Annotated in this window: 9 protein-coding genes; 5 read left to right on the top strand and 4 right to left on the bottom strand. The window is 61.2% G+C overall.

All coding sequences use genetic code 11. The annotated features are described in order from the left end of the window. The first annotated feature begins 5 nt into the window (after positions 1 to 5). Positions 6 to 1,337 (top strand): DUF58 domain-containing protein, encoded by a 1,332-nt coding sequence (locus ACLBW8_RS21360; RefSeq protein ID WP_447806239.1) that lies wholly within the window; start codon positions 6 to 8, stop codon positions 1,335 to 1,337. A 61-nt stretch (positions 1,338 to 1,398) separates the two neighbouring features. On the opposite strand, the gene ACLBW8_RS21355 is transcribed toward ACLBW8_RS21360, so the two are convergent. Together ACLBW8_RS21355 and ACLBW8_RS21350 are read right to left on the bottom strand one after the other, a co-directional pair. After that, positions 1,399 to 1,758 carry a PilZ domain-containing protein gene (locus ACLBW8_RS21355; RefSeq protein WP_064455007.1) on the bottom strand — a complete coding sequence of 120 codons (360 nt, stop codon included), beginning with the start codon at positions 1,756 to 1,758 and terminating at the stop codon, positions 1,399 to 1,401. A gap of 225 nt (positions 1,759 to 1,983) precedes the next feature. After that, positions 1,984 to 2,358: a tetratricopeptide repeat protein gene (locus tag ACLBW8_RS21350; RefSeq protein ID WP_017139782.1), complete on the bottom strand. Its 375-nt coding sequence runs from the start codon at positions 2,356 to 2,358 to the stop codon at positions 1,984 to 1,986. A gap of 174 nt (positions 2,359 to 2,532) precedes the next feature. Between ACLBW8_RS21350 and pyk the strand changes: the two genes are divergently transcribed. Further along, a complete protein-coding gene (gene pyk, locus ACLBW8_RS21345) occupies positions 2,533 to 3,984 on the top strand; it encodes a pyruvate kinase (RefSeq protein WP_064453951.1) in 1,452 nt (483 codons plus the stop codon). A gap of 191 nt (positions 3,985 to 4,175) precedes the next feature. On the opposite strand, the gene ACLBW8_RS21340 is transcribed toward pyk, so the two are convergent. Both ACLBW8_RS21340 and ACLBW8_RS21335 read right to left on the bottom strand, forming a co-directional pair. Next, positions 4,176 to 4,925, bottom strand: coding sequence for an enoyl-CoA hydratase-related protein (locus ACLBW8_RS21340; protein WP_064453952.1), 750 nt, complete (start codon positions 4,923 to 4,925; stop codon positions 4,176 to 4,178). Between the two features lie 30 nt (positions 4,926 to 4,955). Further along, entirely contained in the window at positions 4,956 to 5,888 is a 933-nt protein-coding gene (locus tag ACLBW8_RS21335) for an iron-sulfur-binding ferredoxin reductase (RefSeq protein WP_447806238.1), read from the bottom strand. Between the two features lie 221 nt (positions 5,889 to 6,109). On the opposite strand from ACLBW8_RS21335, the gene ACLBW8_RS21330 reads away from it, so the two are divergent. The 3 genes from ACLBW8_RS21330 to ACLBW8_RS21320 all read left to right on the top strand — a co-directional run bounded on the left by ACLBW8_RS21330 (position 6,110) and on the right by ACLBW8_RS21320 (position 10,957). After that, a complete protein-coding gene (locus ACLBW8_RS21330; protein WP_064453954.1) occupies positions 6,110 to 7,633 on the top strand; it encodes a fumarate hydratase in 1,524 nt (507 codons plus the stop codon). 238 nt (positions 7,634 to 7,871) lie between these two features. Then, on the top strand, positions 7,872 to 9,638 hold the full coding sequence (locus ACLBW8_RS21325; protein ID WP_447806237.1) for an ATP-binding protein: 1,767 nt from the start codon (positions 7,872 to 7,874) through the stop codon (positions 9,636 to 9,638). Beyond that, on the top strand, positions 9,632 to 10,957 hold the full coding sequence (locus ACLBW8_RS21320) for a sigma-54-dependent transcriptional regulator (RefSeq protein ID WP_447806236.1): 1,326 nt from the start codon (positions 9,632 to 9,634) through the stop codon (positions 10,955 to 10,957). Before ACLBW8_RS21325 ends, ACLBW8_RS21320 begins: the two co-directional genes overlap by 7 nt. Positions 10,958 to 11,018 lie beyond the last annotated feature (61 nt).

Below are 11,018 nucleotides of genomic sequence, written 5' to 3'. Positions count from 1 at the left end.
CGTCCATGAAGCCGACTCGTCTGCTGCTGATCTGGCTCGGCGTACTGCTGGGTTTGAACACCCTGCTGGGTGCCGCTGCGGCCTTACAATTCAAGGTGCCCGACACCCTGTATTCGGTGGCTTGGGGCCTGCTGCTTGCGCTGTTTCTACTGGCGCTGCTGGACGCCTTGCGCTTAAGCCGCCTGCCGTGTGCTCGCGTGCGGCGGCAGATGCCAGGCAGCCTGGCCCTGGGTCGCTGGGGCGAGGTGCGTCTGACGCTCGAACATAATTACCCACAGCCGCTGACGGTACAGGTATTCGACCATGCGCCTGACGGCCTGAGCATGGAGAATATGCCCCAATCCATCGAACTGCGCCCCGGTCTAAGCAGCGAACTGGGCTATCGCCTGCGCCCCTTACGACGCGGGCACTTCAGTTTCAGCCGTTGTGAGATTCACCTGCCCAGCCCCTTGGGGCTCTGGTCCGCAAGGCGTCTGGTTGAGGCCCGCGATACGACCCGTGTTTACCCGGACTTCGCCCATCTGTATGGCGCACAGTTATTGGGGGTCGACAATTGGTTGAGCCAACTGGGCATACGTCAACGCCAGCGGCGAGGGCTGGGGCTGGAGTTTCATCAGTTACGCGAGTTTCGCGAAGGCGACAGCCTGCGGCAGATCGACTGGAAAGCCACCGCGCGCCAGCGCACGCCAATCGCCCGGGAATATCAGGACGAGCGCGACCAGCAAATTGTGTTCATGCTTGATTGTGGCCGGCGCATGCGCAGCCAGGACGCAGAACTCTCTCACTTCGATCACGCCCTCAATGCGTGTTTGCTGCTCAGCTATGTCGCCTTGCGCCAAGGCGACGCGGTGGGGCTATGCACTTTTGCCTGTGACCAGCCCCGCTACCTGGCGCCCGTCAAGGGCACCGGCCAACTGAACCTGTTGCTCAATGCCGTATACGACCTCGACACCACCCGCCGCACCGCCGACTACCAAGCCGCCGCCAGCCAGTTACTGGCCCGACAAAAACGCAGGGCGCTCGTCATTGTGGTCACCAATCTACGGGATGAAGACGATGAAGAACTGCTGACGGCGGTTAAACGCATCGGCCGGCAACACCGGGTACTGGTCGCCAGCCTGCGGGAAGACGTGCTCGACCAACTGCGCCAATCCCCCGTGCAAACCTTGCCCGAAGCGCTGGCCTACAGCGGCACCATCGACTACCTCAATAAAAGAAACGATCTGCATGAGCGCTTGAGCGCGCACGGCTTGTCGGTACTGGATACGCTGCCCTCAGGGCTTGGAGCTGCCTTGGTGACGCGTTATCTGGGCTGGAAAAAAGCGGGCGTATTGTGAAACATGCGCACGACCACGGCCTGGTTAATCACACCCAGGCCGGGGCGACAGCGCGCAATGTCTAGGCGGAAGCCTGCAAAGGATCAAAACTGAAGTAATGCCACAGGGCATTGATCAATTGCTCATATGCCTCGGGCGCTTCGACCACACTGAACCCTGAGTCATAGTGTTGCGGGTTGACGTCTTCATGGCTCCATAAGCAGGTTGCGGTGAGGTCAATTGCCTGGAAATCACCGTCAGCTGTAGGAATTTTCAAACGCAGCTCAAACGCCACGTCGACCATCATGGGTAATTGGCTGATCAACATCAGCCCGTCTTTGGACACGTTACCCAAGTAGCCAATAGGCTTGTCCGTTAGCCGGTTGAATACTTTCAGGAAACATGACAACTGGTGCCGCTCAATCCGTCGGTCGGTAAACATGTTGAAATCGCCATCCATTGGCCATGAGTCTGGCCGCGCCAGTGATTCGGAACGGGCGATAGGGCCCGCTCTCCCTGGGGATCAGCGCGACTACAGCATGCGCTATGTCGCTCTACAGCTGCCAACCCCAAGCATTCCATTCGTTTGAACATTACCTTGTACAAACGAACACTCAAAGAATAGCTCAAGACTGGCGCCGGGCGAGCTATAGAATGACAAATATCATCAAAGTGACGCCGGGCGTGGTTGCGCAACGCTCGCGCCGGAATAATGTCCCAGTTGCTGCAGGGTGTCGAGCCGGGCACGGGCACGGTAGGCGTACTCGCTGGACGGGTACTGATTGATGATGAACTGGTAGGTTTGCACCGCATCGACAAACAATTTTTGCCGTTCCAGGCATTGCCCGCGCAACATCGAGACTTCCGGTTGCACATAGCGACGGGTACGGCTCTCGCGGTCTACCTGGGACAACTCCAGGGTAACGCGCTCGCAATCACCCACCCCATAGGCACGGTAAGCATTGTTCAAATGATGGTCCATCGACCAGCGGGTACAGCCGACGACACTGACGGCCAAGGCAGCAATGAGCAAAATTCGCATGGGGTTCTCCTGTCTTGTGCAGTGTATCGACCCCTCGTCGAAAATCTTCAAGGATGTTCGTCTATTCGATTGGAGCGAAAACAAGCGAATCATCGATAAGTAGTGCAAACGAACAATGACTACAACCAAAGAGCATAGTAGCCTTCCCCAGCGCTTGAACTCAGGAGTCTGTGCATGTCCGTCCGTCGTACCAAAATCGTCGCCACCCTTGGCCCGGCCAGTAACTCGCCGGAAGTCCTCGAACAGCTGATTCTGGCTGGTTTGGACGTTGCCCGTCTGAACTTCTCCCACGGCACCCCGGACGAGCACAAGGCTCGCGCCAAGCTGGTGCGTGACTTGGCCGCCAAGCACGGCCGCTTCGTGGCATTGCTGGGTGACCTGCAAGGCCCGAAAATCCGTATCGCCAAATTCGCCAACAAGCGAATCGAACTGAAGATCGGTGACAAGTTCACCTTCTCCACCAGCCATTCGCTGACCGAAGGCAACCAGGACGTCGTAGGTATCGACTACCCGGACCTGGTCAAGGATTGCGGTGTCGGTGACGAACTGCTGCTGGACGACGGTCGCGTGGTCATGCGCGTCGACACAGCGACCCCCACCGAACTGAACTGCACCGTGATCATCGGTGGTCCGCTGTCCGACCACAAAGGCATCAACCGCCGCGGCGGTGGCCTGACGGCGCCGGCCCTGACTGAAAAAGACAAGGCCGACATCAAGCTCGCCGCCGAAATGGAAGTGGACTACCTCGCCGTGTCCTTCCCGCGCGACGCCGCCGACATGGAATACGCCCGTAAACTGCGCGACGAAGCCGGCGGCACCGCTTGGCTGGTGGCGAAGATCGAACGCGCCGAAGCCGTGGCCAATGACGAAACCCTCGACGGCCTGATCAAGGCGTCCGACGCAGTCATGGTTGCCCGTGGCGACCTGGGCGTGGAAATCGGTGACGCCGAGCTGATCGGTATCCAGAAGAAGATCATCCTGCACGCACGCCGCCACAATAAAGCGGTGATCGTGGCGACCCAGATGATGGAGTCGATGATCCAGAACCCGATGCCAACCCGTGCCGAAGTGTCTGACGTGGCCAACGCCGTGCTCGACTATACCGACGCCGTGATGCTCTCGGCTGAAAGTGCTGCCGGCCCGTACCCGCTCGAAGCCGTCCAGGCCATGGCGCGTATCTGCGTCGGTGCCGAAAAGCACCCGACCAGCAAGACCTCCAGCCACCGTATCGGCAAAGTGTTCGAAAGCTGCGACCAGAGCATCGCGCTGGCAGCCATGTACACCGCCAACCACTTCCCGGGCGTTAAAGCGATCATCGCCTTGACCGAAAGTGGCTACACGCCGTTGATCATGTCGCGCATCCGTTCCTCGATCCCGATCTACGCGTTCTCCCCGCACCGCGAAACCCAGGCCCGCGCGGCCATGTTCCGTGGCGTGTACACCGTCCCGTTTGACCCGGCATCCCTGCCGCCAAACCAAGTCAGCCAGGCGGCTATCGACGAACTGCTTAAACGTGGCGTTGTGGAAAAAGGCGACTGGGTCATCCTGACCAAGGGCGACAGCTACCACACCATCGGCGGCACCAACGGCATGAAAATCCTGCACGTTGGCGACCCAATGGTCTGAGTGACACGCTGAAAAACAAAAGCCCCGCCATGTGAATGGCGGGGCTTTTTGTTTTGAAGGCTGGCTTATAGGTTGGATTCAGTGGCCTCTTCGCGAGCAAGCCCGCTCCCACATTCGACCGAGCTCCTTCAGGGGGTACGCAGTAAAATGTGGGGCTTGCTCGCGAATACGTCGGTCCCGTCAACGCACATTCATCGCCGAGAAATAAAGGCCGACAACGCCGCAATCGCTTCCGGCGATTTCAAGCGCTGAGTAAACAACGCCCCCTCTTCCTCGATCACCTGCCGCAACTGCTCGCGATCAACACTTTTCATCAGGTGTTTACTGACCTGCACCGCCCCTGGCGCCAGGGTTTCAAAGCGCTCGGCAATCTCTCGCGCTTTGGCCAACGCCGCTTTGCCGCTGCCCAACGCCTCGGTCGCAATCCCCCATGCCGCCGCCTGCTCGCCCGTAAAACCTTCGCCTAGCAGCAACAATTCTGCCGCTTTCGCATGCCCCAACAGACGCGGCAGGATCAGACTTGAGCCAAACTCGGGGCACAACCCCAAATTAACGAATGGCATGCGCAAGCGTGCATCGCGACTGATATACACCAGGTCGCAATGCAGCAGCAGGGTCGTGCCGATACCGACTGCCGCGCCCGCTACAGCGGCAATGACCGGTTTGCGGCAGTTGAGCAGGCTTTTCATGAAGTGGAACGGTGGGCTGTCGAGGTCACTGGGCGGTTGTTCGAGGAAGTCGGCAATATCGTTGCCGGCCGTGAAGCAGTCGCTACTGCCCTGGATCAACACGGCACTGACGCCTGAGTCCGCATCAGCCTGTTCCAGCGCCTCGGCCAGTTGCGTGTACATGGCGCGCGTCAGGGCGTTTTTCTTGTCGGGACGATTGAGCTGCAAGGTCAGCAGCCCGCGTTCGCGTTGCAGCAGGATGGCGTCAGTCATGGCGAATCTCGCGGCTGTAGAATTCAGCGCTCAACCACGAGGCAGGAACACATCGGCCAGCAGTTGATTGCGCGGCAGCCCGGCCAGGAACAGGCGCTTGGAAAACGCCTCTACGCTGACGGGGTGCCCGCAGAGTAAGGCCAGAGTTTGCCGCGAAACAAGCCGCAGTTGCGCCAATACCGAGTCCAGCTCAGCCGAGGTCCACAGCTCAACCGTCAGGTTCGGATGCTGCGCAGCCAGCTGCGCGAGGGGCTCAGCCAAGTAATGCGCCTCGCCATCATGGGCCAGGTGAATCACGCGAATAGCGCCCTGATGATCCTGGCGCAACGCCTCACGCAACACACCCCACAAAGGGCCCAGGCCCGTGCCGGACGCCAACAGCCATAGCGGCCGCGATTGCCAGTCGGGATCGTAGTGCAATGCCCCTCCCCTTAACTCGCCCAACTGCAACACGTCGCCTACCTGCAACTGCCGGGCGATATCGCTGAACTGGCCGGGCTGACGGCAATCGAGATGAAACTCCAGAAATGCATCTTCCTGGGGCAAGCTCGCCAACGAATACGGACGCGCCACCTGCCCCGCCCACACCACCAGATGCTGGCCGGCCCGGTAGCGAAGGCCACGCTCCGGTTGCAGGCGCAGGCGCAGCACATTCACATTCAACCAATCAACACCCACCACCTTGGCCGGCAAACCGTCACGCAGCGGGTCAAACGCGTCGACCTGCACATCTGCGATGACCTGGCACTGGCAGGCCAACCGCCAGCCATCCTGGCGTTGCGCCGGGGTAAGGGCATCGGGTTGCTTGTCTTCGACCTCACCCCGGCACCGCACCAGACACGCATGGCAACTGCCCGCCCGGCAACTGTAAGGCACAGCCACACCCGCCGTATTCAAGGCATCCAGCAGGTTGCTGCCGGTGGCGACCGACCAGTGGCGTTCGCCGACACGCAGTTCAGGCATATAAGGTCTCAATCAGAAGGGGCTGCGTACAGGGAATCACGCCCGACACAGTTTGACCATAGTCGGGTGTATCGGCCACCGCGCCGGGTTATACTGCCGCGCCTTTTTAGCGTCGCGCCTGCTGCACTCGGCGTGCCTTGGAAAGGTGACTTCAGCCGACCGATGTACCCCACTGAAGCCACCTTTATTGAATGTTCCCGTCTTATAGAGGAGCGCGACTCATGACCGTGATCAAGCAAGACGACCTGATTCAGAGCGTTGCCGACGCCCTGCAATTCATTTCCTACTACCACCCCGTTGACTTCATTCAGGCGATGCACGAAGCCTACCTGCGCGAAGAATCCCCGGCAGCCCGTGACTCCATCGCGCAGATCCTGATCAACTCGCGCATGTGTGCCACCGGCCATCGCCCGATCTGCCAGGACACCGGTATCGTCACCGTATTTGTACGTGTAGGCATGGACGTGCGCTGGGATGGCGCCACGATGAGCCTGGACGACATGATCAACCAAGGCGTGCGCCAGGCCTACAACCTGCCGGAAAACGTCCTGCGCGCATCCATCCTGGCCGACCCGGCTGGCGCGCGTAAAAACACCAAGGACAACACCCCTGCAGTCATCCACTACTCCATCGTCCCGGGTAATACCGTGGAAGTGGACGTGGCCGCTAAAGGTGGTGGTTCCGAGAACAAGTCGAAGATGGCCATGCTCAACCCGTCCGACTCGATCGTCGACTGGGTGCTCAAGACCGTTCCGACCATGGGCGCCGGCTGGTGCCCACCGGGCATGCTGGGCATCGGCATCGGCGGCACCGCCGAGAAAGCCGCCGTGATGGCCAAGGAAGTGTTGATGGAATCCATCGACATCCACGAGCTGAAAAAGCGCGGCCCGCAGAACCGTATCGAAGAGATGCGCCTGGAGCTGTTCGAGAAGGTCAACCAACTGGGCATCGGTGCCCAGGGCCTGGGTGGCCTGACCACCGTGCTCGATGTAAAAATCATGGACTACCCGACCCACGCAGCCTCGCTGCCGGTGTGCATGATCCCCAACTGCGCCGCCACCCGTCACGCGCACTTCGTGCTCGACGGTTCGGGCCCGGCGTCGCTGGAAGCGCCACCGCTGGACGCTTACCCGGAAATCGTCTGGGAAGCCGGCCCGTCGGCCCGTCGCGTCAACCTCGACACCCTGACCCCGGAAGACGTGCAAAGCTGGAAGCCGGGCGAAACCGTCTTGCTCAACGGCAAGATGCTCACCGGCCGCGACGCTGCGCACAAGCGCATGGTCGAGATGCTCAACAAGGGTGAAACCTTGCCGGTGGACCTCAAGGGTCGCTTCATCTACTACGTCGGCCCGGTTGATCCGGTGCGCGAAGAAGTGGTTGGCCCGGCAGGCCCGACCACCGCGACGCGGATGGACAAGTTCACCCGTCAGATCCTCGAGCAAACCGGCCTGCTGGGCATGATCGGCAAATCCGAGCGCGGCCCGACCGCCATCGAAGCGATCAAGGACCACAAAGCCGTGTACCTGATGGCCGTTGGCGGCGCCGCTTACCTGGTGGCGCAAGCCATCAAGAAGTCGCGCGTGGTCGCGTTCGCCGAACTGGGCATGGAAGCTATCTACGAGTTCGACGTGAAAGACATGCCGGTCACCGTAGCGGTGGACAGCAAGGGCGAATCCGTCCACATCACCGGTCCTGCCATCTGGCAGAAAAAGATCAGTGAAAGCCTGGCGGTAGAGGTGCAGTAAGCACTTCCCTCGCAAGGATAAAGGCGACTGCGGCCCCATGGCCCAGTCGCCTTTTTTATTGTGTACGCGGTCATGTGGGAGCGGGCTTGCTCGCGAAAGCGGTGGGTCAGTCAATTCAACTGTCACTGATACACCGCATTCGCGAGCAAGCCCGCTCCCACACAAGCCGCGCTCGCCACAAAATACAGTCCTACTCATGCTATGGTGCTTGCCCCTTACCGCGCCTGCCCATCACCGTATGATCGTGATTCCACGCCCCCTGCGCCTGACCTTCTACTCACTGTTGATCATCGCCGGTGCGGTGCTGGCCGCCGCCTTGGCCACCCGCCATGCCGAGCGCCAGGCCCTGGTGGATGGCGCCGCTCGCGCCAACCAACAGCTGGCGCTGTACGCCAACTCCCTGCACACCCTGATCGAACGCTACCGCGCCCTGCCCGCCGTACTGGCACTGGACTCGGAAATGATCAGCGCCTTGAAAGGCCCGCTGGATGCCACCACCCAGGACCTGCTTAACCGCAAGCTGGCGCGCATCAACGGTGCCGCGCAATCCTCCACCCTGGAGCTGATGGACCGCACCGGCCTGGCCGTGGCGGCCAGTAACTGGAACCTGCCCAGCAGTTATGTCGGGCACAACTACGCGTTTCGGCCTTATTTCAGCCAGACCCTGAGCCAGGGCACCGGGCGTTTTTATGCGGTGGGGGTAACCACAGGCATTCCGGGCTACTTCCTCTCCAGCGCGGTGGTCGATGAACACGAACAGTTCCTCGGCGCCATGGTGGTGAAGCTGGAATTTCCCGAACTCGAACGCGAATGGGCCCAAGGCAATGACCTGCTGCTGGTCAGCGACGCGCGCGGCATCGTGTTTATCGCCAATCAACCGGGCTGGCGTTACCGCAACTTGCGTCCGTTGTCGGCCAGCGACCTCACTGAACTCAAAGCCACCCGCCAATACGACAAAAAACAACTGCGGCCGCTGGACACCCAGACGTTGCAGCGCTTCGACGAGAACAGCCACCTGATGCGCGTCAACGGCCCCGACGGCAGCGCCAACTACATCTGGGAATCCCTGCCGCTGAAGGCCGAAGGCTGGACCTTGCACCTGTTGCGCAAGCCGCAGTTCGCCTTTGAAGACCAACGCAATGCCGGGCTTGCGGCTGCCGGCTCCTGGCTGGCGCTGGTGTTCCTGGTGCTGTTCCTGACTCAACGCTGGCGCCTGGCCCGCTTGCGCCAACGCAGCCGCGAAGAGCTCGAACAGCTTGTAGAGGAGCGCACTCAGGCCCTGCGCACGGCGCAAGATGGCCTGGTGCAATCAGCCAAGCTGGCGGCACTGGGGCAGATGTCCGCCGCCCTCGCCCATGAAATCAACCAGCCACTGACCGCCCAGCGCATGCAGTTGGCGACCTTGCGGCTGCTGCTGGACCATGGCCGCGTGGACGATGCCTACAAGGCGCTCACCCCGCTGGACGACATGCTCACGCGCATGGCCGCACTCACCGGCCACCTCAAGACGTTCGCCCGTAAAAGCCCCAGCGGCCTGCGCGAAAGGTTGGACCTGGCGACAGTCGTCGACCAATCCTTGCACCTGCTCGACGCGCGGTTGCGCGATGAAGCCATCGGCGTGGTGCTGGACCTGACCCGCCCTGCCTGGGTCCGCGGCGATGCTATCCGCCTGGAGCAGGTACTGATCAATCTGTTGCGCAACGCCCTCGACGCCATGGCGGACAAACCGCGCAAACGCCTGGAAATCCGCCTGCACGCCGACCAGCAACTCTGGCAATTGACCGTCAGTGACAGCGGCGGCGGGATTGCCGAAGAGCACTTGAACAGTGTCTTCGATCCGTTCTTTACGACCAAACCCGTGGGGGATGGGCTCGGCCTCGGGCTGGCGGTTTCCTACGCCATCGTGCACGAACTCGGCGGGCGCCTGCTCGCCGGCAACCGTGGCGACGGTGCGGTGTTTACCCTGACCTTGCCGATTGTGCTGGAGACGCCTGAGCTATGTTGAACGCGGTGATTGTGGTCGATGACGAAGCCAGCATTCGCACGGCCGTCGAGCAATGGCTGAGCCTGTCGGGGTTTGACGTGCAGTTGTTCAGCCGCGCTGAAGAATGCCTGGCGCAATTGCCCAAGGATTTCCCCGGGGTGATCTTGAGCGACGTGCGCATGCCGGGCCTCAGCGGCCTGGAGCTGTTGGCCGAAGTGCAACGACGCGATGCCGACTTGCCGGTGATATTGCTCACCGGCCATGGCGACGTGCCGATGGCGGTGGAAGCCATGCGCGACGGTGCCTACGACTTTCTGGAAAAACCCTTCAGCCCGGATGCCTTGCTCAACAGCCTGCGCCGCGCGCTGGACAAGCGCGGGCTGATCCTGGAAAACCGCCGCCTGCATCAACAGGCCGACCATCGGGCGCAGCTGGAATCCAGCCTGCTGGGCGTGTCCCGGAGTTTGCAGAACCTGCGGCGCCAGGTACTTGATCTGGCCAGCTTGCCCGTCAACGTGTTGATTCGTGGCGAGACCGGCAGCGGCAAGGAATTGGTCGCCCGCTGCCTGCATGATTTTGGCCCGCGCGCGAAAAAGCCGTTTGTCGCGCTCAACTGCGCAGCGATCCCCGAGCAGTTGTTTGAGGCCGAGCTGTTCGGCCACGAAAGCGGCGCGTTCACCGGCGCCCAGGGCAAGCGCATCGGCAAGCTGGAGTACGCCCATGGCGGCACACTGTTTCTCGATGAAATCGAAAGCATGCCGCTGGCCCAGCAGGTGAAACTGTTGCGCGTGTTGCAGGAACAGAAACTCGAGCGTCTGGGCTCCAATCAAAGTATTCACGTGGACTTGCGCATCATCGCCGCCACCAAGCCCGACTTGCTCGAAGAGGCCCGCGCCGGGCGTTTTCGCGAAGATTTGGCCTACCGACTGAACGTCGCGCAACTGCGCCTGCCGCCGTTGCGCGAGCGCCGTGAAGATATTCCACTACTGTTCGAGCACTTTGCACACAGCGCCGCCGAGCGCCTGGGCCGCAGCGCAGAACCCTTGAGCGGCGCGCAACTGGGGCGCCTGCTCAGCCATGACTGGCCGGGCAATGTGCGTGAGTTGGCCAACGTCGCCGAACGCCAGGTGCTGGGCCTTGGCGAACCGGAGCCGGAAGGTATCGAAGCGGGGCAATCCCTGGCAGCGCAGCAGGAAGCCTTCGAGGCTCATTGCCTGAAAGCGGCGCTGGTTCGGCACAAAGGCGATATCAAGGCGGTACTGGCCGAGTTGCAACTGCCGCGTCGAACCCTCAATGAAAAGATGCAGCGGCATGGGTTGGTGCGGGATACGTTTCTGTAGGCTGAATTTTTTATTGCCTGGCAGGACGCCTTCGCGAGCAAGCCCGCCCCCACATTCGACC

This window comes from Pseudomonas sp. M5A4_2d (genome assembly GCF_053345295.1).
The sequence above is the reverse complement of the archived record's forward strand: the minus strand, read 5'-3'. Positions and strand labels throughout refer to the sequence as shown.

Excerpts from the sequence above, each read along its gene's own strand:
- ACLBW8_RS21325 (WP_447806237.1), top strand. The coding sequence starts at position 7,872 with ATGATCGTGATTCCACGCCCCCTGCGCCTGACCTTCTACTCACTGTTG.
- pyk (WP_064453951.1), top strand. The coding sequence starts at position 2,533 with ATGTCCGTCCGTCGTACCAAAATCGTCGCCACCCTTGGCCCGGCCAGT.
- ACLBW8_RS21320 (WP_447806236.1), top strand. The coding sequence starts at position 9,632 with ATGTTGAACGCGGTGATTGTGGTCGATGACGAAGCCAGCATTCGCACG.
- ACLBW8_RS21360 (WP_447806239.1), top strand. The coding sequence starts at position 6 with ATGAAGCCGACTCGTCTGCTGCTGATCTGGCTCGGCGTACTGCTGGGT.
- ACLBW8_RS21340 (WP_064453952.1), bottom strand. The coding sequence starts at position 4,925 with ATGACTGACGCCATCCTGCTGCAACGCGAACGCGGGCTGCTGACCTTG.
- ACLBW8_RS21350 (WP_017139782.1), bottom strand. The coding sequence starts at position 2,358 with ATGCGAATTTTGCTCATTGCTGCCTTGGCCGTCAGTGTCGTCGGCTGT.
- ACLBW8_RS21355 (WP_064455007.1), bottom strand. The coding sequence starts at position 1,758 with ATGTTTACCGACCGACGGATTGAGCGGCACCAGTTGTCATGTTTCCTG.
- ACLBW8_RS21330 (WP_064453954.1), top strand. The coding sequence starts at position 6,110 with ATGACCGTGATCAAGCAAGACGACCTGATTCAGAGCGTTGCCGACGCC.
- ACLBW8_RS21335 (WP_447806238.1), bottom strand. The coding sequence starts at position 5,888 with ATGCCTGAACTGCGTGTCGGCGAACGCCACTGGTCGGTCGCCACCGGC.